We start from the raw sequence: 22,356 nt of genomic DNA, 5'->3' as shown, positions 1-22,356 counted from the left end.
AATGTACAGCCTTTTCAGAGCCTTAAAATGGGAGAGATAGGCCTTTGCGTTGGGATAGAAGTTCCTTGTTTCATTATCCAAATTTTGGATTCTCGCAAGAGAAAGATTTAAGACCTGAACCGTATAATCGTCCTCCAGTTTGCTCAGATAAAGGGGAAGAAGAGGCTTGTCCGCCGTAATACTATCATCTTCGAGCAGAAAATACATTTCCTTTACGCCGAGATTGGAAAGAGAACTGCTGTAGTCTTGGTAACTGTCCATGGGAGTTCCGCGGAAAGTAACTTTTTGTAGGGAAGGAAGCTCCCGTAAAGCCGGCCCTAAAGAAGGCAGTACCTCTCCTATAATGCCGTTTCCGACAATCACTAAATCACTTAGGCTATTCATACCGCGTAGGAAGTCTCCCTCATATTCCTGTGCACTATTATGGATAGTCAAACTCTTAAGAGATGGCATACCCGCGATTTTATCCAAGTCATTGCAATAAACCTCTGCATTTTCCAAAGCGGATAAGCCGTGTAAATCCGGAATCTCATAATTATGGTAAGCAAAGCCCAAAGTCTGTAAAGAAGTAAGGCTCGACAGAGCATCGGCATTTTTCAGATTACTACAGTCCAGGTAAAGGCTGTTTAAAGAACTTATATTTCTCAGCCCGTCCAATGAAAGAATCGGAAGACTGACGAGATGGAGCGACTTCAGCTTCGGCATATTTTGCGCGAACTGTAGATCTTTAAAATTCGGAATGTTGGAAATTCCCAGATTCTCAATCTGAGGCATACCGGATAGAACACTAAGATTTCCTACAGACTGCGAATAGGGTCCGTTTATAAATAAGCTCTTACAATTGCTTAAAGAGGAGAGTGGAGAAAGGTCCAATGGCTCATCTCTACCACTTTCTATTCTTAAAGCTAAGTGTTCCAGATTCGGAAAATAGCTGAGTACACTGATTCCCGGCTCGAAATCCGAGTCTACCGATACGGAGAGTTCTCTTAAAGAAGAGAAAGACTTGTAAATATCTGCAATATCTTTCGTTTTCGAATAATCATAACTGTAGGACGGCTCATCGCGGAACGTAACGCCGGAAAGACCGATGATTTTCTCGGGATTCAGAAGTGTTCTTTCCATTTCGCTAAAAGTAGCGTATTCTGTAGAAAAAAATTGCAGATTGGAAAGACAACGAAGATCATTGGCATTGTCATCATCATAGGAATAGCGAAAACCGGAGCCGAGGGAAAGAGAAATTAAACCGGTGAAAGGCTGTATATCCTCTTCGTCAAGATAATCCGCTCCGGGAAGATAGACGGTATGTTCCTCGACCGGCTTTCCGGAATCGTCCACCGAAGTGGAGTAAGAGAAAAACCATTTATCCACACCGTCAGAAAGATCCTTCTTCTTGATGATAGCAAGGTACTGTAAAGAAGCATAGTCCTTCGCCGTAATTTTTGACAAGGGCTTGGAAAAGGCCTTTTCAGAAAAGCTTTTCATCACATCCGCTTTCGGAGTCGTTCGGTAGCTTTCCTTATTGCTGACAATTCCGGGAGAACGATAACGAAGAAGGGGAAGGATACTTACAAACAGAAAAGCAGTGGAAAGAATGCCGAGAATGACAACAACCGCAATTACATTAAGCAACTTAGAGTTATTATGTACGGTGGCATCGGGCTTATTGTAATTCACTTCCTTTATATTAAAATTCTGAGTAATGTTCGGCTTATACGGCTCGATGTATACCTTGGTATTACAAAACTTACAGGTGACAAAGCCTTCTTTTAATCCATCAGGTATATCAAGCTGGCCATGGCAATTGGGGCACTCTATTTTAGTGACAGTCATAGTTGATCCTCTTTACCTTTTTGTATTGATTTTATTAAAAACAACCACCTAAGTTTACAATATTAATAGGAACATATTCAAGGGTAAGAGGACAGATAGGCTGAACTTTTATCTACGCGTATATAGGCTCATTTTGTCCCGAATAATGTATAACATTCGAGACAAAGGAGGTGAGGCTCATGGCTGACGGATTATTCATAAGTAATTTATATTTTACTTCCAATCCAACATTGCTTTTTCTAACTCTGAAAAATTACAATTTGCTCTTCTGATAGTTCCTGTTTCCTTTTGCTTCTTATATAATTTTTCTACCTTTTTCAAAACCTTTGTTTTTACCTTAAGGCAAAAAGCATATTCTTTTTCAAATAAGTCTTTGTATCTGATGTCATCAAGCTTATCAAACTCAATTCTTTCATAACAACCATTCGGTACAGGTATCATTTTCTTAATATCCAATATAGATAATATGTGCATTTTTTCTTCATCAGAGTAATCTTTGTATATATCTCCATTTATAGTAATGTTATTATCAATTACTTCATAAATCAAAAAATGCTCATCAGAAACATTCTTCCATCTTTTGTGTTTTTCCTTTGCAGAAGATATTGGAATAAAATAATTATAGTTTTCTATTCCAACAATAATTCCAACAAATGGTTTAATACTGTTCCTATATGATGGGTTGTAATAAACTTCTGAATCTATTTGATTGAGATATTCAAGATAATCAGGATTTACAGCGTAAAATCCATATTTAATCGCTTCTGCCATTGTCTTCTCCTAAAAAAACAGAGAGGTTTTATCCTCTCTGCTCGCTTTAATGCTTCACCTTTGGGATATAGGTAGTGAGACACCTTCTTTAATGCTCCACCTTTAACGGTAGTGGGACACCCTTTTTATTCACTGGAAGTATAACGAATATTTTTAGAAATGTCAAATTGGTAAATTTCCTAAACTCCACTCCAAGAGGGCAGTTATTTTTTTGTTTATAGCCATTGACTTTTCCCCCTTTTTAATTTTCTAATCTACACTTCATAGAATATAACCTCAGTTAGAAATTGAAATTAACTCTCTTTCACAGAAACTCTTTCAACTAGTATTCTCTCTTTTTATGGAAATTTTTCCGCCTTTCCCTTGAAATTCATAAAAAAAATTTATAGACTATTGCTGTTTTTTTCTTTAGAAAGGATAGCCTTATGCTTCATGAACAGCAAAAAAAGGCGCTAAAGGCCGCCTTTCCTCATACGATTCCCATCTTAACCGGCTTTTTATTTCTGGGCTTTGCCTATGGTATCTATATGCACAGCGCCGGTCTTTCCGTGGTCTACACCTTCTTTATGGCCTCATTAATCTATGGCGGTTCTTTAGAGCTCTTGGCTGTGGGATTTCTTCTGGGTCCATTTGCCCCTTTGGAAACGCTTTTTCTGGCTATTATGATTCAGCTTCGGCATCTGTTCTACGGCATTGCCATGCTGGATAAATTCCCCAAAAAAGGATGGAAGCGTTTCTATCTAATCTTCGGGATGTGCGATGAAAGCTTCAGTATTAATTACAGCACAAAAATACCGGAGGATGTAGATCCTACTTGGTTTATGTTTTTTGTGACACTGTTAAATCAAATCTACTGGGTTGTCGGCTCCTGCCTTGGTACGCTTCTTGGAAATGTCCTGCCTTTTTCCACAGAGGGCATTGATTTTGTCATGACTGCTCTCTTTGCGGTGATTTTCTTAGACCAGTTTTTGAAGGAGAAAAATCATTTTTCTTCCCTGCTGGGGCTGGGGGTATCCATCCTTTCCCTACTAATTTTTAAAGCAGAGCATTTCATCCTTCCTGCCATGCTGGGAATCCTAGGCATTTTCCTCCTGGCAAAGCCTAAGTTGGAAAGGCAATTTATGGAAGCGAACGAAAGCTAATGTAGTAAACGAAGTTTTTAGAAAGGCAAGCTTATGACTGTATGGCAGCGCATCATTATCATAGCGCTTTGTATTCTGGGCACCATGCTGACCCGCTTTTTACCATTTATTTTATTTCAAAAAAACACACCTAAGACAGTGCAATATCTGGGAAAGGCTCTGCCTCCCGCAAGCTTTGCTCTACTTTTGGTGTATTGTCTTCGTAATGTTCAGTTATTTAGCGGAAACCACGGACTCCCGGAGTTTCTTTCTCTGGGACTGACTATCCTGATCCATTGCTGGAAGCGGAATATGCTGCTTTCCATCTTCTCCGGCACTGTCCTGTATATGCTGTTTCAACAGGGGATTTTGGCTTTGCCGTTTTAACGGCCTAAGAATTGTCAGAACAGCTATGCGTCTTTATAGATAGCGATTATCGATTGCTCTACTCATGTAGGCACCTTTTTTGAAAAATCCGCCTTCCTTTAAGCCCCAAGCGATTGCCGAGCAGACAAGCTCTTCTTTTGCATTCATTTTCGCGCTTAAAGAGGTGAGGACTATCCCTTGGGGGAACAGCTGTGCACTCAGGTATTCATACAGCCTATCGGCCTCTCCCTTTTCCACCAGCTTCGTAAGATAAGTAGGATTGGTATCCCACCATTCAGATGCCTTACAAAAGGATGCACTGGCACGCATTTCTCCAGTAGAGAGCTTCTCCGCGCAAAGCAAACGCAAATTCTCCAGCTGTGCATCCTCTATCACACCGTTTGTAATAGAATAAGCATAATAAGCACATGCCAGACCTTCATCTTCAGCTTCCTTTAAAAGGTAGAGATTCGAAACGCCCCTTTTCTTGTATTTCTTCCACTTTGCGGCAATATCATGAAACACCTTTCCACTATAGCGATTAGAGCTTCCCTGCTCCAAGGCTTCTTCCAATGCAGGAAGATCCACCTCTTTCTTTTCCCAATCATCAATCAAATTATACTGTAGCTCTGCCATCCTCTTCCTCCAATTCTTGATGCTAAACAACGCACTATTTTTTATTTTCCATTGTATTGCGAAAAGCATAAATTACAAGATGAAGTCAGCTATATCTGCCTACAGACTTTGAATAGAGGAAAGAGTTTGTCAGACTTTGGCAAAAGATTGTTTATTTTGGGGATAAAGACTATACTACAAAAAATGAAAAAACACTTCGAACGACAATGAGGATAAAAATGAAAATCAGCAGTGACTATACGTCAAATAGAGCATGGTTAAGGGATGTGGTTGGTAATCAGCCAATGATTTTGCGTTCTGTCTCCGCCTTGGAATTTTTGCAGCTCTTCGTGGGCTATTTTTCAGAAAGCAAGGTAGAGGTTTATGCCTTGGAGGAAAGTCCGGAAGAAAATATACAGTGCCATATCGTAGAAAATCTGGATGCTATAGAGCATATCCGTTTTGAAAATGTTCTTTGTTCCAGTCCAAGCCAGGCCGTAAATGATATGCTTTCCGATTTTGAGCATAGCGATGAAACTGCTCTTGTAGAGGCTTTAAGCAAGTATTACTATTCCCACGAAGAAAGCTTTAACGGATTAGACATCAAAAAAGAAAATCGGAAACGATTTGAAGAACTAAAGGACTGGGCTATAAACTATTTTGAGGTGGGTTAAATGACGAAGCAAGAAGAAATTATGTATGAAATCATCGGTTCCATCACCAGTACTGATTTGCCCATTGTTTTTAAAGGCGGTTTAGTTCTAAAGCTATTGCTAAAGGAAAATGGATTCGAAGAAATAGAGAGAATGACCAAAGATATCGATGCCAGCTGGATCGGAACTGCTCCAACGATGGCTGTTATTGCTAGTGAAATCAGCCAGTGCCTTGAGAAAACACATCCTGCTTTAGTTGCTATTCCCTCTCGTGAATATGGAGAGCGCCGTTCCGGAGGCATTCGAATTGTAGAAAAGGAAACGGAAGACGAAATTGCTTCTATGGATATAGATATAAAACCCGCCCTGGGGGATCAAGAGTATTCTATTGGAGACATTAAGGTAAGGGGAATTATTAGCGACGAAATTCTGGCAGATAAAATCAGCGTTTTATCCGGTGACTTTATCTTTCGACGAGTAAAAGACATGGTGGATGTATATGCCTTAGCCCACTGCATAACGATTAAAGTCAATGATATTTTTTCCGCCTTCCAAAAAACCGGTCGCGTTTGCGGAAAGTTCCAAAAATTTTTAAATCAAAAGGAAGACTTGGAACATGCCTATAATAAGCTGAATATTGTAAAGGGAAAACCAAGCTTTGAAGAGATTTATTCCTACCTTTTGCTATTCCTCGAGCCATTTTATAAAGAGAATACAAAGTCCAACTCTGTTTGGGACAATGATAAAAAGGAATGGTCTGATGATAAATAATTCCCCTTCAACAAGATGTCTCAGGCTTCGCTTACGCTACTTATTAAGAATAAAAAAGGATATAGGAGGTATGGTTATGGAAAATAATTTTTATAATGAAATTAAGAATATATTGATAAGTGCAAGGAATAAGGTTTATAAAACAGCAAATTTTGCTATGGTTGAAGCTTATTGGAATATTGGTAAGAGAATTATTGATGAACAAGGCGGTAAATATACAGCAGAATATGGGCAAGGTTTATTGCAAGAACTATCTAAACAGATGACAAAAGACTTTGGTAAAGGCTTTACAGTTGCAAATCTTAAGAATATGAGACAATTTTATCTTACTTTTCCAAATGGCTACGCACTGCGTAGCGAATTGAGTTGGACACATTATCGAAGTCTTATGCGTGTTGAAAATGAAAAGGCAAGGAACTTTTATTTGGAAGAAACGGTAAAATCAAATTGGAGTACAAGGCAGCTTGATAGACAAATAAACAGTTTTTTCTATGAAAGATTATTATCAAGTCAAAATAAAGAAGAAGTATCAAAAGAAATAACAAGATTGGAAAAAAGTAAAAGTCCAGAGGATATTATAAGAGATCCGTATGTGTTGGAGTTTTTAGGTTTGGAAGCTAATACAGATTTTTATGAAAGTGATTTGGAACAAGCCTTAATAACTCATTTACAGAAATTTCTTTTAGAATTAGGGAGAGGTTTTTCATTTGTAGCAAGGCAGAAAAGATTTACCTTTGACGGAAGACATTTCAGAATAGATTTAGTGTTTTATAACTACATACTGAAATGCTTTGTCTTGATAGATTTGAAGATTGGAGATTTAACACACCAAGATTTAGGACAAATGCAGATGTATGTTCATTACTATGAAAGAGAAATGATGAATGAGGGAGATAACCCTCCGATAGGCATTGTACTTTGTGCTGATAAGAGTGATTCTATTGTTAAATATACTCTTCCGGAAGATGAAAAACAGATATTTGCATCAAAATATAAACTGTATTTACCAAGTGAAGAAGAACTTCTAAATGAATTGAATAAGGAATATCTAACCATAGAAAGCTATGCAGATTAAGAAAAAGACAATAAAATAGTCAATTGGTCAGAAAACATTTGACTCATTAAAAAATGAAATTTAATATTCAAGATAATAATTTGTGAGCTTGAAAAAACGAAGTTAAACGACTGGAAAAAAACCAGTCGTTTTTTGGTGTAATGAATAGGAGGAAAACTATACTTTAAGTTCCTTCTTCTCCCTCTCCTTCAATTCCTTCAAGATTCCTCCGGTAATCAGGGCTGCAATAATAGCCGTAAAGAGATCACTAAGAGGCTGGGACATTTGCAGGCCGAAAAGTCCGAAGGCACGGGGGAAAATCAGCAAAATTGGAATCAGGCAAAGGCCCTGTCGTAGCAATGCCACGATGCTGGCCCGAAGAGGATAGCCGGTGGTTTGGGAAAACATATTGGCCATGGTAATCTGGGCAGCCAGAGGCATGGTCAGACATTGCAACTGCAAAGCTAAGGTACCGATTCGGATAACCTCCGCATCTTCTTTTCGGAAGGCGGTGACAATGGGCTTTGCCATAAGAAAGACTCCCACGCCGGCAAAAATCAGCATAATAAAGCAGACTTTCAGACTGAAACGATAGGCCTCCGCCACTCGCTTGTAGTGCTTGGCGCCATAGGCATATCCGCAAACCGGCTGAAAGCCCTGCCCGAAGCCGATAACCAGGGAAAAGATGAACATACTGACACGCATCACGATGGCCATGGCTGCGATAGCCGCATCTCCGTAAGGATGGGCGGAAAAGTTTAGTAAAATGGTGGAAACGCCGGCAATTCCCTGTCTGGCGAGACTGGGACAGCCGAAGCGCAGAATAATGCTGTAGCGTTTGATACTCGGCTTAAAATTTCGAAACGATACGGAAATGCAGGCCGGCATCTTATTGCATTGGTACAATAAAATGCCAAAGGATATCATTTGGCTGATTACGGTAGCCACCGCAGCACCGCCAATCCCCATTTTCCCAACGTAAATAAAGAGAGGGTCCAAAAACATATTGAGGACGCCACCGGTACTGATGCCGATCATGGAGTAAAAGGAATTTCCCTGAAAGCGGAGCATATTATTCATGCCCAGAGAAGCCATCATAAAGGGGCTTCCGAAAAGAATGATTCTGGCGTACTGCATGGCATAGGGGGCAATGGTTTTGGTGGAGCCCAGAGCGTAAACCAGGGGTTCTACGAAAATGCCGGCAATCACCGCAATCAGCGTTCCCAGTATCAGCTCTGTAAAAAATCCCACTGCCACATAGCGTTCCGCTTCTTCCTGCTTTTTCGCACCCAACAGACGAGAAATTTCGTTTCCGCAGCCCATACCGATCATAAAGGCGATTGCCTGAATGATGGCCGCCATGGAAAATACCACCCCCACCGCCGCAGAGGCGGAGGTTCCCAGACGGGAAACGAAGAAGGTGTCCGCCATGTTATACACCGCCACCACAATCATGGACACCATGGAAGGAACGGCCAGCTTGGGAATCAAACGATTCACCGGTTCCTCCAGCATTTGCCGAAACTTCTCCTCTTCGCTTATGGCCATGTCTTCCGCTCCCTTCTCTGGCAATTTTTCTACTTCCATGCTACAATGACAGCCATTATACTACCGTAAAATTTTTTTCGCAAAAAAATCTTGAGTTAGGGGAGTCAGGGGAGTTTAGAAATGAAGAAGTTTTTTCGTTATGTCAGTCAAAGTATAGCCGGGATGATTGGACTTTCCGTTTATATTTTAGCGGATACCTATTTTATTTCTTCCTATGCGGGAACCGATGGACTTGCGGTTTTAAATTTGATTCTTCCGCTGTACGGCCTTCTCAATGCCCTTGGCAATATGATTGCGGTGGGTTGTGCCACCAGATACAGCATTCGACAGGCTGCGGGAAAGGATGTAAGCTCCTTCTTCTTCCAGGCTATTTTTTGGAACTTCATTTTCGCCCTGCCCTTCACCTTCTTCGGCCTCTTCTTTCCGAAGCAGGTTTTAGCAATTTTAGGGGCAAATGCGGAATTGCAGAATCTGGGAATGAGCTATGTGCGAATCATCTTAGGCTCTGCCTTCCTCTTCATGGCAAACAGCAGTATGACCGCCTTCACCAGAAATGACAAGAACCCCTCCATTGCCATGGCCGGTTCTTTGATGGGATCCCTCTTTAACATTGTTTTTGACTATATTTTCATGTTCCCCATGGACTTGGGCATGACCGGAGCGGCTCTAGCTACTGCCCTGTCACCGGTGGTTACCAGCCTGGTCTGCGCTCTGCATTTTCGGAGTCCGAAAAATACCATCGCCTTTCGTTGGCAAAGTCCGCGCTTTAAGCATCTCTGTGCCTGCTGCAAGCTGGGATTTTCCGCCTTTGTCGGCGACCTAACCAGTGCCGTGACCATCAGTACCTTTAACGGCCTGATTTTAGGCCTTAGCGGAAATATCGGTGTTGCCGCCTACGGTGTCATTGCCAATGTTTCCTCTGTCTGCACCTGCGTATTCAACGGTTTGGCTCAGGGAAGCCAGCCCTTAATCAGCAACAGCTACGGAAAACGTGATATTCATAAGCTCCAGTCCTACCTGCATTACGGCATCGTAAGCGCCTTGGTACTGGCGGTTTTGATTGTGGCAAGCATCATTTTCCAAAGCGACTTCTGTATCGCTCTTTTTAACCGGGAAAATGATCCTATCCTCTACCAATATGCCAAGGAGGGAATTCCTCTGTATTTCATCGGTTTCCTTGCGGCCGGGCTGAACATCCTGATGGTAAGCTATTTCTCCGCTACCAGCAATCCCCGCCCCGCCTTTATCTGCTCCTTGCTGAGAGGCACCATCGCCATCGTATTTTTTGCCTTCTTACTTTCTTCCCTTCTAAAAATGCCGGGGGTTTGGCTTTCCTTCCCCGCATCTGAAGCCTTCACCTTCCTGGTGGTGCTGTATTTTTACCGGAAGGAGCGGAAAGAGATGAAGCTGCATTTGGAGGCGCAACAGGAGAGTAAATAAAGCCGGCGGAGGGAAGGACTGTATTCATCGAGGTGGTTCGCGCAGATGCAGTATAGGTATGAAATCGAGCACGCTCCCGCTAACCTCGCCTCTGCGGAGGGAAGGACTGCACTCGTTATAAGAAAGCGCTTTGAAGCAGTATGGGTCTATAAATGGGGCACGCTCTCGCTAGCCTCGCCCTGTGAAGGGAAGGACTGCATTCATCGAGGTGATTCGCGCAGATGCAGTATAGGTATGAAATCGAGCACGCTCCCGCTAACCTCACCCTGACTGAGCAGTGGTTTTGTTAACCACTGCTCACTTTGCTTCGCAAAGCAAATTCCTTCGGAAGTTGGTCTGCAACAGGACGACTTTTCTGATGAAAAGTCTGTCCTTACGGTACTAAGCGAAAAACTACAGTACCTTTGTTTTCGCAAGTACCGGCGGGCTCAGATTGCTCTCTTTCATACCTATACTGCATCTGTCGCTTCTCTAGATTGATTTCTACAGTCCTTCCCACTGCTGATGTGCAAGTAACGCGGGATAAAATTGCCCCTCTTATAGACCTATACTGCTTCAGTCGCTTTATCTTATTGATTTCTACAGTTCTTCACTTCACTGCTTTTGGCAAGTTTCAGCAGGCCAGATTACCTCTCTTACAGTCCTATACTGCTTCAGTCGTCTAACCTTATTGATTTCCGGGTATAAGGTTGCAATACTTTTATCTGTAAGCATTTAGCTTAATATTTCAGACGAAGAAAGCGGCTCCGCGGAGTGCATATAGCGCCACCGGCAGACCGCTTTTATTCTTTCTTCTCCCGGCATTATGGACTGTGCTTTCTTAGCGAACAAGCAGTCTAAGAAGACATTCCATTCCTTTGCGTTATTATCAGTATATTTTTTCCACTCTAAAAGTTGTTTTTAAAAAAATTGAACCGCCCTACAACCTTGATTTACAAAGGTGTAGAGCGGTTTTCATCAACACATTTTGTCCTATAAGCCTATAATTCACGTTTATCTTATAAGCTAATTATACAAGTCCTATGATAGAGCGATTGCAGTATAAGTGTGTAGGAGGACAATCTAAGTTCATCAGGGCTTGCAGATAGCATACCAAGCGAAGGACTGTAGAATTTAAAAAGTCAAAGCGACAGATGTAGTATAAGCATGAAAGAGGGCAATCTGAGCCCGCCGGTACTTGCAAACCTACGAAGGGAAGAACCATGGAAATTAATTGAGTGAAGCGACTGATGCATATTAGGTCTGTAAGAGAGGCAATCTGAGCCCGCCGGTACTTACTGAAAGCGAGCAAAGCGAAGCTTGAAGTTAGTACCGTTGCGAAGGCGAAGTTAGCGAGAGCGTGCCACGATTACAGACCTATTATGCATTGGAGCGTATTTCTTCAATAGTTACCGTCCATCCCTTCGTAGGGGCGAGCATAGCGGGAGCGTGCTCGATTTCATACCTATACTGCATTGGAGCTTACTTCTTTAATAGTTATAGTTCTTCGCTACGAGGCGAGGCTAGCGACAGTGCGCCCCTCTTACAGACCTATACTGCATTGAAGCATCCCTATTTATCTTCCAGAATGATACTGTAGCAAAAGCTCTTTGCTTCATCCGGTCCCAGGGTAATGCGGTCTTTCATGGAGCATAGCTCCTCCATTACGCCTTCTCTTCCGGGGAGGCTTGTCCATGGCTCTACGCAAAGGAAGGGCGTTTTCTCTCCATAGGGCTGCCAGAGAGCAATATAGGGATAGTCCTCATAAAGGAAACGAAGGGAGACCGGCTCGTCATCACTTCCCAGCACCAGTTCTCCTCCACTGTGCGCCAGCACCACCGCATCATTTCTGAACAGAACGGTTTCCAAGGGGAGACGTCCGTTTACCAAGGCGAAATTCTCCCGTTCCTCCAAGGTAAGTAAGTCTTTTGAAAAGCGAACCTTCTCCATCATCGCTTCCTGCTTAGGGAAGTGAATGGCGTAATCACTTATTGCCTGCTTCTTGGAAAAGGGGAGGTAGAAACCGGGATGTCCTCCCAGCGCAAAATACATTACCTCAATTCCCAGATTCTCCACTCTGGAGCAAACATCCAGACGATTGTCCTTTACCCGGTAGCTTTGCTGTAAACGAAAGGAAAAGGGGTAAATCTTTCTGGATTCCGCACTATCCCGAAATTCCAAGGTGCAGGAATCCTCTTCCTGATCTACGATACGAGCCTGCATGGAGCGTAAAAAGCCATGCACGTCCATGGGGTATTTCTCCCCATTGTAATAATAGGCCTTCTGAAAAAGACGTCCGATAAAGGGAAACAGAAGCGGGGAACGCTCTTTCCAATACTTTGCATCTCCCTGCCATAAGCACTCTCTGTTTCGTTTTTTGTCAAACACGGACTGTAATTCCGCTTCTCGGTTAATCTCCACCTGCAACAGGGCGGACTCAATCTTTATCATGTCTTTTTCCCTCCTTTAAACGGAACAGCTCCCTCTGTTCCTGCACCGACTTTTCCCGATGCCTCTGTCATTACTTCTGTCGTTACTTCTGTCAATGTTTCTGCCTACAATCTTGCCTTGCAAAATCTTTTTGCAATCCTGCATGCCCGATCAATCAGGATGCAGGAGAGCTTGCAAGATGCATACTCTATTTATGATTTCTTTAAGCCTTCTTCCGGTTTCTGGTATGCCGGTCAATAATAGCCTGTTGCTCCTTGGTCAAATGAAATTCTTGTCCCATATGATCCAACTCTTCATGGCCTACATGGTCACACTTTCCGGATTTCGCATAACTGCAATATGCACAAGAGCCATTTTCCCGGTGCTCCTTCCGTAAAGCTCGAATGATGGCAACTACAATTAACGCCACAATGGCCAGTACGATAACGTTTCCCATTTTTCTTCCTTTCTCTAATAAATAATAAACCGCTAGATTATCCCGGATGAACAACTGAAGCTGATATCCTGAGATAAAGCTATCTGCTACAAAAACTGCTTAATACCCCCAGTTGCTTGGAGCCCCTAGCTATTTGATACCATAGCTACTTGATGCCATAGTTACTTGATACCACAGCTATTTGATATCACAGCTACTTGCTGCCATAGCGTTTTAATAAAACTATCTGCTGAATAAGACCGCTCGCAAAACGAACTTACTTACTATATTATAGCAAAACCGTCATTTTCCAAAGGTTTATTCTAAAAATTAATATTCTTTAGGATTTCTTCAAAAAAACTTGGTTTTTGAGCTATCTCTTTTTGAGCTATCTCTTTTCGACTATCTATTTTCAGCTATCTCTTTTCGACTATCTCTTTTCCTTATCTATCGCAAAGGACAGTATAAAACGGCCAAATACACAGTAAAATGTCTCCGGCTTCAGCTTTGCCACTTTCTAAGTAGTAGAAATGAAAAGGAGCTCCTGTTGAGGCAGGAACTCCTTGTTAAAATGATTCCGGCTCCCGGAATACTTCCCTATTCACAATTCTTTCATCGCGATACTTTCATCGCGATACTTTCATCGCAATTTTTCCATAGTATTCTTATGCCATGGCCTTCTCCACTGCCAGCTCTTCGGAATCGGAAAGAGTTGCCGCTTCCTTGTAAGGTCTGAACAAGCCCCAAAGTCCTACAAGAATCAGGATAAAGGCAACGATTGTGAAGGGGTTAAAGCTAACCTCGCCGGTTACCAAACCGCCTACCTGATAGATGACCAAAGACACACAGTAAGCCAGGAAGCACTCCCAAGCAATAGCGAAGAGTGTCCATCTACCGTTGTTCATCTCTCTCTTGATGGCACCGATAGCTGCAAAGCAAGGTGCGCAGAGAAGGTTGAAAGCAAGGAAGCTGTATCCTGCTACGCCGCTGGCAAAGTATTCCTTAACCTGTGGCCAGATTGCCGTACTGTCATCTTTTAAATCTACGCTTCCCGCATAGTGGAAGAGGGTACCGAAGGTTCCTACTACGTTCTCCTTCGCGATAAGTCCGGTAAGAGCTGCCACAACAGCCTTCCACTTTCCCCATCCGAGAGGAGCAAAAAGCCAAGCCAAAGTATTACCAAAAGCTGCCAGGATAGAAGTATCCATATCATCCTCAGGAAGATACTGTAAGCTAAAGTTAAAACGGGATAAGAACCATACCAGAATGGTAGCCAAGAGGATAACGGTTCCCGCCTTCTTCACGAAGGACATCCCTCTTTCTCCTACACTCTTTAAGATGTCAATAGGTCTGGGCATATGGTATGCAGGAAGCTCCATAACGAATGGTGCCGGCTTTCCGGCAAACATCTTGGTCTTCTTTAATACGATTCCGGAGAACACGATAGCACATATTCCCAGGAAATAAGCACTCCAGCCTACCCAGGCAGAGCCGTCAAACATCGCTCCCGCTAAAAGAGCAATGATAGGAAGCTTTGCGGAACAGGGAATGAAGGTGGTGGTCATAATGGTCATACGACGATCTCTATCATTCTCTACAGTACGAGATCCCATAACACCGGGAACACCGCAACCGGTACCGATCAGCATAGGAATGAAGGACTTTCCGGAAAGACCGAACTTACGGAAAATTCTATCCATGATAAAGGCAACTCTGGCCATGTATCCGCAACCCTCCAAGAAAGCAAGGAAGAGGAAGAAGGTCAACATCTGGGGTAAGAATCCGATTACCGCACCCAAGCCGGCGATAATTCCGTCGATTACAAGACCCTGAATAGCCTCACTTACATTCATCGCTTCCAAAGCGGAGGTAGCAATGCCCGGAATAGATGGAACCTCCACCAGACCGAAGAAAGACCATGGATCGGAACCGAACAGAACGTCATTTACCCAGTCGGTCATAGCGGTTCCCACAGTGGTAATGGAAATATAGTACACCAGAAACATCGCTGCAGCAAAGATGGGGATTGCCAGGAAACGGTTGGTTACGATGGCATCAATCTTATCGGAAACGGTAAGTCCCTTCTTTGCTCTCTTTACATAAGCCGCATCGATAATGCTCTGAATGTAGTTGTATCGCTCATTGGTGATAATACTCTCGGAATCATCATCCTCCGCCTTCTCTACAGCGGCAATGATGCTCTCCACATCTAGGTTCTTCGCCTTCTCCGGCATTTCATTACGAATCTTATCATCTCTTTCAAAAAGCTTGATGGCGAAGAAACGCTTTTGGCTCTCCGGTACATTGCCCTCCAAAAGATTCTCAATGGAGTTGATTGCTCCTTCCACCTGCTCGGAGAACTTGTGCTGTACAACAGTGTCATTCTTCCCATTGGCTTCCGCAACGGCTAAGGCAGAGGCCTCCGCAACGCCCTTGTTTCTTAAAGCGGAAATGCTGACTACCTTACAGCCCATAGCCTTTCCCAGCTCTTCCAGATTCAGCACATCTCCGTTCTTCTCTACAACGTCCATCATATTGATGGCCATAACAACGGGGATGCCTAATTCCTTTAACTGGGTAGATAGATAAAGGTTTCTCTCTAAGTTGGTTCCGTCCACGATGTTTAAGATGGCATCCGGGCGGTTATTGATCAAATAATTTCTCGCTACCACTTCCTCCAGGGTATAAGGAGAAAGAGAATAAATTCCAGGAAGGTCTGCGATGACCACATCCTTGTGTCCCTTAAGCTTTCCTTCTTTCTTTTCTACAGTAACACCGGGCCAGTTTCCTACATACTGGTTGGAACCGGTGAGCTGATTAAACAATGTGGTTTTGCCGGCATTGGGGTTTCCGGCAAGTGCGATGGTAATGGCCATGTCTCTCCTCCTAGTTCTTTAATTCTACTTCAATCATCTCGGCATCTGCTTTACGAACGGATAATTCATATCCCCGTACTGTAAGCTCCAAAGGGTCTCCCAATGGCGCCACCTTACGAACCAAAAGCTCCGCTCCCTTGGTTAGGCCCATGTCCATAATTCTTCTCTTTACAGCGCCCTCGCCTGATAGTTTCTTTACGACAGCGCTCTGTCCCGGTTTTAAATCTTTCAGTGTCATCTTGTCCTCCACCTTTTCTCGCTGGTAAAACTCTCTGAATTCCTCTCTTCCAATCTTCTCCGGCATGCGCCCCATAACTTTCGAAGAGAAAAATTCTGAGATCCTTTTAGGTTCATTCTATACCTTTACACCATGATTTTGTTCGCCATCTCTTTACTGATGGCTACCCTGGCATCCTTAACCTTTACAATGACATTGCCCATAGAGGTGGAAATAACGGTAACCTCTCCCCCTACTACAAAGCCCAGGTCGCTAAGATGCTGTCTCACTTCTGCACTTCCACTAATCTTCTGGATAATCTGTGGAACCCCTGTTCCTGCTAATGTTAATGGCATAGTCCCTCCTTCCGCTGTAAATACTTTTTCTTTCTTAGTTTCAAGATTCCAGTTGTTTTTGAAAAAGCCTAACACAGCCAGTCTATACAGCACGAATCTGCCTCATTAAATTAGCACTGTCTAACCATAAAGTCAAGATTTTGTAAGAATTAATTAGCTCTGAGTAGGATTGTATTTAATTAAAATATGAAATTCCAGATATTTAATGATGGCAATGTCAAAAAATTCTCCACAAAAGCTTGCCTGTAGGAAAATTCAGGCTTATAGGGCAAAAGCTGTTGATGACGCCCCCATCGGCATATCCCAAAAAGGACTGTAAAAAAATCAAAAAGCTTTTCCATACAACGAGTATCGCACACTACACGTGCGATACTCGTTAAAAATAAGACCTGAAACAGGGTAATCTTAGATTGCTCCTGTTTCAGGTCTTATTGCCAAAAATTTATTTCTTCACTTACGCTTTAATCTTTTGATCCTTTAATTTCGCATAAAATTCCTTGATTTTGGTGAAAGATTCCGGACTTAAAACATGCTCCATACGGCAGGCATCCTGGGAGGCAGTATAGGCATTTACCCCTAAGGCCACCAGCACATCCGTTAAAACCGTGTGCTTTTCATAGGTTCCCTGGGCAATGGACAAACCGTGCTCGGTTAAGCTTAAGGCTCCCTTCTCGTCCACTTCCACCTTTCCCTCTTCCCGAAGGCGCTTTAAGGCAATGCTGACACTGGGCTTGGAAAATCCCAGCATATTGGCAATATCAATGGCTCTGACATTTCTATGGTCCATGGACAGCATCAGGATGGCCTCCAGGTAGTTCTCCTCTGATTCATGACTTTCGTATGGTTTCATTCCCTATTTCCTCCCTTTGTGCATTCTTTGGATTCTTATTGCCGGAGAATTCCATCCGGCATTTTTATCTCTTCGGCTTTTCCCTCCGTTCAGAACGTCTCTTAGGATGCCTTCTTAGCCAAGGCTTTCTTTCTCCGTTTTCCGGCTTCCAGTACCTCTTCCTTGTCCGCTTCGATTTCCTCCTCCGGAATCAAAGGTGTCATACTCTTCAATCCGGTTGCGATGGTGGAAATGTTATGGAACAGGGCGGAGTTGGAAGGTGTCATAATGCCTGCTAAGCCTAAGGCGATCAGCATAGCGTTAAAACCGATAATGAAGTTGTAATTGCCGTGAATTCTCTTCATCAAACGGTTACTCAGCTTCTTTAAAATTACCAGCTCGTACAGGTCACCCTCTTGGATGGTAATGTCCGCAACTTCCTTGGCGATAGCCGCTCCTGCGGAAATGGCGATTCCCGCATCCGCTTCGGAAAGAGCCGGGGAGTCATTAATGCCGTCTCCTACCATGATTACCTTTCTGCCTAAGCGATGCTCTTCCTGAATAAAGCTTGCCTTATCCTCCGGAAGAACCTCTGCATGGAACTCATCCACGCCAACCATTCTGGCAACCGCGTGGGCGGTCTTTTTATTATCTCCGGTCATCATCACAACCTTGTCGATGCCCAGAGCCTTCAAGTCCTGAATAACCCCAACCGCTTCCTTTCGTAAAGGATCGGAAATCAGGATTACGGTGGTGAGCTCTCCGTCCACCGCAAGATAGAGGGCGGAATGCTCAGGCGGAATGCTTGCCAGCTTCTCCTCTTCTCCCTTTGGTACGGTACAATGCTCGTCATCAAAGATAAAGTGATGGCTTCCGATTAACACGTGCTTTCCTTCGTAAATGCTGGAAATTCCGTGGGCTACCACATATTCCACCTTGGAATGGCGCTCCGCATGATGTAAATCTCTTGCTTCCGCCTCAGCCACAACTGCATTTGCCATGGAGTGAGGATAATGCTCCTCCAGGCACGCCGCCATACGAAGCATCTCATTTTCATCCGCATTATTGAAGGTGATAATGTCCTCCACCTTCGGCTTAGCGTATGTCAAGGTTCCGGTCTTATCAAAGACGATGGTGTTGGCCTCGGAAATGGCCTCCATAAACTTTCCGCCCTTGACGGAAATCTTGTGCTTTCCGGCTTCTCTCATAGCGGAAAGTACCGCTACCGGCATAGAAAGCTTCAAAGCACAGGAGAAGTCTACCATTAAGAAGGCTAAAGCCTTGGTCACATTTCTGGTGAGCAGGTAGGTCAATGCCGCACCGCCCAAGCTATAAGGCACCAGCTTATCCGCCAAATGGGAAGCCTTGTCCTCTGTTGCGGACTTTAACTTCTCCGACTCCTCAATCATTTTCACGATACGATCATAGCGTCCGGAGCCTGCCAGCTTCTCTACGCGAATACGACATTCTCCCTCTTCTACTACGGTTCCCGCATAGGCGGAGGAGCCGATTTTCTTCCGAACAGGGATGGATTCTCCGGTCATGGAAGCCTGGTTCACCATAGCCTCACCAAAGCTTACTTTTCCGTCCAAAGGAATCATATTTCCGGTACGGACAATGATTTCCTGTCCTACTTCCACTTCATTTAAGGGAAGTAAAACTTCCTCGCCCTGAACTAAGGTCCAAACCTTGTCCACATTTAAGGACATGGTTCTTGCCAGGTCGTCCACAGACTTCTTATGAGTCCACTCCTCCAGGATTTCTCCTACGGAAAGGAGGAACATTACGGAGGACGCGGTATCGTAGTCTCCGGTTAAGATGGAAGCGGAAATTGCCACCGCATCCAGGAGGGATACTTCAATCTTTCTTTGGAAGAGAGTCTGTAATCCCTTAAATAAGTAGGGAATCGCCTTTACTCCTGTAATCACCCGCTTTAAGGGGATGGGATAGAAGAGGGTGGAAATCACTCGATCCACTACTGTCAGCACCAATTTGTCTTCATATTCTCTGTTTAAGGCTCTACCGGTCTGACTTGGTACAAGGCCTTCATTTCCCTTATAAGAAAAACGGGACAGGGCAAGAATCATGCCTTCCCGTTTTCCTTCGTAGAAAATGACTGCATCTCCGGTTCGGTCATAAACCTTCGCCTCAATGACTCCCTCCTGGGCCTTGAGATAATACTCAAGGATATCTGCCTGTGCCATGGTCATGCGCTTCTGCATGGCGTGAACACGGATACGCCCCGGGGATTCATGCAAGATATTCCATTTCATTTTCCCTTACCACTTCTTTCTGAGCTTGTCAGAGCCGGAGAATCTTAAATCCCTTCCCTAGGATCAATGCCTTTCCGGCTCGAGTTGCTTCTGATTCAGTTTCTGTTGATTCAGTTTCTGTTGATTCAGTTTCTGTTGATTAAACTTCCTTTGCATCGAAGTCGGAAACTTCTTCAAAATCCTCGATTAAAGAATTCTCAGCAGCCTCTGCTCTCTTCTCGTTAATGCGCTTTGCATCTGCATAGATGTCCTCGCAGCTTTCCTTAATGCCGGTGCTTACCTTCATAACGCAATCCTGTCCTCTAAGAACTGCTGCAGCTGCCTCTGTGTAAAGCTTCTTCGCATCGGTAGAAGCCAAAATCTTCATACCTGCTGTTCCGAATAAAACTCCACCTGCGAAAATCCCAATCTTCTTCCATGCCCAATTTGCTAAAAACATATTCTTTCCTCCTCTTATTTTGCTATACATAAACTACTATTTGCTGCTAAAGAATAAAGCTTTCTTGCATTTGACACTCAGTTGTGCACTACGGTTAAAGTCTTGTTCTTTAGAACGAGCATATTGTAAAATAGGAATTATTATTAAGTCAAGGCTAACTCTTTTGTATTTCGTTTCCATTTTTAATACAATGTAGTCTATGCTAACAAAAGTTAGTGATAAATAACTTGTAACATCGATTATTGAAAAAGTCAAGGGGGAAGTGCTGTATTCATTGAGGGGCAACGCGCAGATGCAGTATAGGTATGAAATCGAGCACGCTCCCGCTAACTTCGCCCTGCGGGGGAAGGAACAGAAAAAATTAAAGGTGCCCGCTCTGATGGAGTATGGGTCTGTAATCGGGGCACGCTCCCGCTAACTTCGCCTTCGTAACAGTACTAACTTCAAGCTTCGCTTTGCTCGCTTTCAGTAAGTACTGACGGGCTCAGATTGCCCCTCTTACAGACCCATACTGCATCAGTCGCTTCAGTTTATTGATTTCTACAATCCTTCCTACCGCTGTTTTTCGCAAATACCGGCGGGCTCGGATTGTCCCTCTTTCATACCTATATTGCTTCTGTCGTCTCAGTTTATTGATTTCTACAGTTCTTCCCTTCGATGGCTTTCTGCAAATATCAGTGAGCTCAGATTGCCCCTCTTACAGACCTATACTGCATTAGTCGCTTAAGGATATTATTTTTTCAGCTCATTACCTTCTGCTTTTCCCCAATCCAATTCTTGATGTCGAAGGCCGTCATCTTCCCATCCGGCAAATAGTTCCTGAATCTTCGTTGCTTTGGGATTTTTATATTGTGATGGTTTAACGGTTTCTTGCATATCATGGTTTATATCTTGTTGTTTCTCTCGTTCCATCTCTTTCTCTCCATGAAAAGATAAAATATCGCACACTTCGCGAGCGATACTCGTTAAGAATTAAAGAAGGTCAGGGATTTCTCCCCGACCTTCTTATCTTCTCTAGAAAAATTACTTAAGAGTGATCTTAGCGCCTTCAGCCTCAAGCTTAGCCTTGATATCATCAGCCTCAGCCTTGGAAGCACCTTCCTTAAGAACCTTTGGAGCTGCCTCAACGAGGTCCTTAGCTTCCTTAAGTCCAAGACCGGTAGCCTCACGAACAACCTTGATAACCTTGATCTTGTTTGGTCCTACATCAGTAAGCTCAACATCGAACTCAGTCTTCTCTTCCTCAGCTGCGCCTGCACCTGCACCAGCGCCTGCTGCTGCAACTACTACACCTGCTGCTGCGGAAACACCAAATTCCTCTTCGCAAGCCTTTACCAAATCATTTAATTCCATTACGGAAAGTTCCTTAATTGCTGCAATAAACTCTTCAACAGTTAACTTTGCCATTGTATTATCCTCCATTATTTTTATTTTTTGAAAATGTCACGGAATAAATTCCGTATTAAGCTGCTTTACGCTGCTTCTCCGCCGTCCTTCTGTGCAATCTGATTAAGCACACGTGCGAAATTGCTGACAGGGGACTTGATGGATCCGAGAAGTCTTCCAAGAAGCTCTTCTCTGGATGGAATCTCTGCCAATGCCTGAACTGCCTTTGCATCGTAGAACTTTCCTTCCACTACTGCACCCTTAAACTCTAACTTTGGTGCTGTTTTTGCAAACTTTGCAAAAATTCTTGCTGCCGCTGTAGCATCGTCCTTAGATACTGCCAAAGCAGTAGGTCCATCTAATACTACGTCTAACTGAGCAAAATCTGTACCCTCTGCGGCTCTCTTGATTAAGGTGTTCTTGAAAACCTTGTACTGTACACCGGCTTCTCTTAATGCTTTACGAAGCTCTGTGTCCTGTGCTACGGTAAGACCACGATAGTCTACAACAGTAGCGGCAACAGCACCGTCCAAAAGGGCCTTAATCTCGTCGATGATCGGCTGCTTTAATTCAACCTTTGCCATTCCTTGCTTTCCTCCTTCTGTAGTTTTTCTAGAAAGTATTAACGGAAACGAGAGGCTTTCTTCTTCAGAGCATCCGGAAAATGCAAGAAACAAACTCACATAAAGCCGTTACTTCCCTTTAGAAGAATAAAAAATCCCTTGCCAAAGACAAGGGATGAACGCTCATAATAGGATAAATCCTAGTTCTTTCCTCGGCGGGCGATTTCTCTTTACATCCTCAGTTTTCCTTCGGAAAATGTCGGATACCTGCTGTCTTCGGTTAATACCTTGCAGATACTAGCATCTTCCCAAAGAAATGTCAAGTAAAATATAAAAATAGAGAGGCAGAATCACTACCACCCGTCAAACGGGTGGTTTGCTCGGGGCTATAAGCCCCTGCTAC

At 43.5% G+C, this 22,356-nt stretch carries 21 protein-coding genes and 1 other annotated feature; of the genes, 6 read left to right on the top strand and 15 right to left on the bottom strand.

Annotation, left to right across the window (positions count from 1 at the left end):
* Positions 1–1,830: leucine-rich repeat domain-containing protein (locus tag RYL27_RS05650; RefSeq protein ID WP_314965842.1), on the bottom strand; the 1,830-nt coding region annotated here is incomplete at its 3' end.
* A 213-nt stretch (positions 1,831–2,043) separates the two neighbouring features.
* The gene (locus RYL27_RS05645) at positions 2,044–2,601 is read right to left on the bottom strand and encodes a type III toxin-antitoxin system ToxN/AbiQ family toxin (RefSeq protein ID WP_314965841.1); all 558 of its coding nucleotides are present in this window, start codon (positions 2,599–2,601) and stop codon (positions 2,044–2,046) included.
* Between the two features lie 425 nt (positions 2,602–3,026).
* On the opposite strand from RYL27_RS05645, the gene RYL27_RS05640 reads away from it, so the two are divergent.
* Complete coding sequence (locus RYL27_RS05640) at positions 3,027–3,743, top strand: AzlC family ABC transporter permease (protein ID WP_314965839.1); 717 nt, start codon at positions 3,027–3,029, stop codon at positions 3,741–3,743.
* 33 nt (positions 3,744–3,776) lie between these two features.
* Entirely contained in the window at positions 3,777–4,109 is a 333-nt protein-coding gene (locus tag RYL27_RS05635; RefSeq protein WP_314965837.1) for a branched-chain amino acid transporter permease, read from the top strand.
* 33 nt (positions 4,110–4,142) lie between these two features.
* Here RYL27_RS05635 and RYL27_RS05630 read toward each other — a convergent pair whose 3' ends face one another.
* Complete coding sequence (locus RYL27_RS05630) at positions 4,143–4,724, bottom strand: hypothetical protein (protein WP_314965835.1); 582 nt, start codon at positions 4,722–4,724, stop codon at positions 4,143–4,145.
* A gap of 218 nt (positions 4,725–4,942) precedes the next feature.
* On the opposite strand from RYL27_RS05630, the gene RYL27_RS05625 reads away from it, so the two are divergent.
* From RYL27_RS05625 to RYL27_RS05615, 3 genes are all read left to right on the top strand, one after another.
* Positions 4,943–5,377: a hypothetical protein gene (locus tag RYL27_RS05625; protein WP_314965834.1), complete on the top strand. Its 435-nt coding sequence runs from the start codon at positions 4,943–4,945 to the stop codon at positions 5,375–5,377.
* Positions 5,378–6,127 carry a nucleotidyl transferase AbiEii/AbiGii toxin family protein gene (locus tag RYL27_RS05620; protein ID WP_314965831.1) on the top strand — a complete coding sequence of 250 codons (750 nt, stop codon included), beginning with the start codon at positions 5,378–5,380 and terminating at the stop codon, positions 6,125–6,127.
* A gap of 76 nt (positions 6,128–6,203) precedes the next feature.
* Positions 6,204–7,202: a PDDEXK nuclease domain-containing protein gene (locus RYL27_RS05615; protein WP_314965829.1), complete on the top strand. Its 999-nt coding sequence runs from the start codon at positions 6,204–6,206 to the stop codon at positions 7,200–7,202.
* Between the two features lie 156 nt (positions 7,203–7,358).
* Here the strand turns inward: RYL27_RS05615 and RYL27_RS05610 are convergent, their stop codons facing one another.
* On the bottom strand, positions 7,359–8,768 hold the full coding sequence (locus tag RYL27_RS05610) for an MATE family efflux transporter (RefSeq protein ID WP_314965827.1): 1,410 nt from the start codon (positions 8,766–8,768) through the stop codon (positions 7,359–7,361).
* Positions 8,769–8,849: 81 nt separating this feature from the next.
* Here RYL27_RS05610 and RYL27_RS05605 point away from each other — a divergent pair, with 81 nt between their 5' ends.
* Positions 8,850–10,169, top strand: coding sequence for an MATE family efflux transporter (locus RYL27_RS05605; protein ID WP_314965825.1), 1,320 nt, complete (start codon positions 8,850–8,852; stop codon positions 10,167–10,169).
* Between the two features lie 1,551 nt (positions 10,170–11,720).
* On the opposite strand, the gene RYL27_RS05600 is transcribed toward RYL27_RS05605, so the two are convergent.
* The 11 genes from RYL27_RS05600 to rplJ form a co-directional block, all read right to left on the bottom strand.
* Positions 11,721–12,599: an aldose 1-epimerase family protein gene (locus tag RYL27_RS05600; protein ID WP_040649685.1), complete on the bottom strand. Its 879-nt coding sequence runs from the start codon at positions 12,597–12,599 to the stop codon at positions 11,721–11,723.
* A 202-nt stretch (positions 12,600–12,801) separates the two neighbouring features.
* Positions 12,802–13,035: a FeoB-associated Cys-rich membrane protein gene (locus RYL27_RS05595; protein WP_007158163.1), complete on the bottom strand. Its 234-nt coding sequence runs from the start codon at positions 13,033–13,035 to the stop codon at positions 12,802–12,804.
* 644 nt (positions 13,036–13,679) lie between these two features.
* Positions 13,680–15,890, bottom strand: coding sequence for a ferrous iron transport protein B (gene feoB, locus RYL27_RS05590; RefSeq protein WP_314965824.1), 2,211 nt, complete (start codon positions 15,888–15,890; stop codon positions 13,680–13,682).
* 10 nt (positions 15,891–15,900) lie between these two features.
* Positions 15,901–16,128, bottom strand: a complete 228-nt coding sequence (locus tag RYL27_RS05585) for a FeoA family protein (RefSeq protein ID WP_183683705.1) — start codon at positions 16,126–16,128, stop codon at positions 15,901–15,903.
* 125 nt (positions 16,129–16,253) lie between these two features.
* Positions 16,254–16,463 (bottom strand): FeoA family protein, encoded by a 210-nt coding sequence (locus RYL27_RS05580; protein WP_040649688.1) that lies wholly within the window; start codon positions 16,461–16,463, stop codon positions 16,254–16,256.
* A 454-nt stretch (positions 16,464–16,917) separates the two neighbouring features.
* Entirely contained in the window at positions 16,918–17,313 is a 396-nt protein-coding gene (locus RYL27_RS05575; protein ID WP_007158168.1) for a metal-dependent transcriptional regulator, read from the bottom strand.
* A 101-nt stretch (positions 17,314–17,414) separates the two neighbouring features.
* A complete protein-coding gene (locus RYL27_RS05570; protein WP_007158169.1) occupies positions 17,415–19,565 on the bottom strand; it encodes a heavy metal translocating P-type ATPase in 2,151 nt (716 codons plus the stop codon).
* A 139-nt stretch (positions 19,566–19,704) separates the two neighbouring features.
* Positions 19,705–20,004 (bottom strand): DUF6110 family protein, encoded by a 300-nt coding sequence (locus tag RYL27_RS05565; RefSeq protein WP_040649607.1) that lies wholly within the window; start codon positions 20,002–20,004, stop codon positions 19,705–19,707.
* A gap of 732 nt (positions 20,005–20,736) precedes the next feature.
* Positions 20,737–20,916, bottom strand: a complete 180-nt coding sequence (locus RYL27_RS05560; protein WP_007158172.1) for a hypothetical protein — start codon at positions 20,914–20,916, stop codon at positions 20,737–20,739.
* A 111-nt stretch (positions 20,917–21,027) separates the two neighbouring features.
* The gene (gene rplL / locus RYL27_RS05555) at positions 21,028–21,411 is read right to left on the bottom strand and encodes a 50S ribosomal protein L7/L12 (RefSeq protein WP_009428111.1); all 384 of its coding nucleotides are present in this window, start codon (positions 21,409–21,411) and stop codon (positions 21,028–21,030) included.
* A gap of 65 nt (positions 21,412–21,476) precedes the next feature.
* Positions 21,477–21,974, bottom strand: coding sequence for a 50S ribosomal protein L10 (gene rplJ / locus RYL27_RS05550; protein WP_040649608.1), 498 nt, complete (start codon positions 21,972–21,974; stop codon positions 21,477–21,479).
* 118 nt (positions 21,975–22,092) lie between these two features.
* Positions 22,093–22,251 (bottom strand) — a sequence feature (ribosomal protein L10 leader region).
* Positions 22,252–22,356 lie beyond the last annotated feature (105 nt).

The sequence above is a fragment of the Oribacterium sinus genome, from assembly GCF_963537195.1.
Classification (GTDB): domain Bacteria; phylum Bacillota; class Clostridia; order Lachnospirales; family Lachnospiraceae; genus Oribacterium; species Oribacterium sinus_A.
This window is presented reverse-complemented; position numbering and strand designations above follow the sequence as displayed.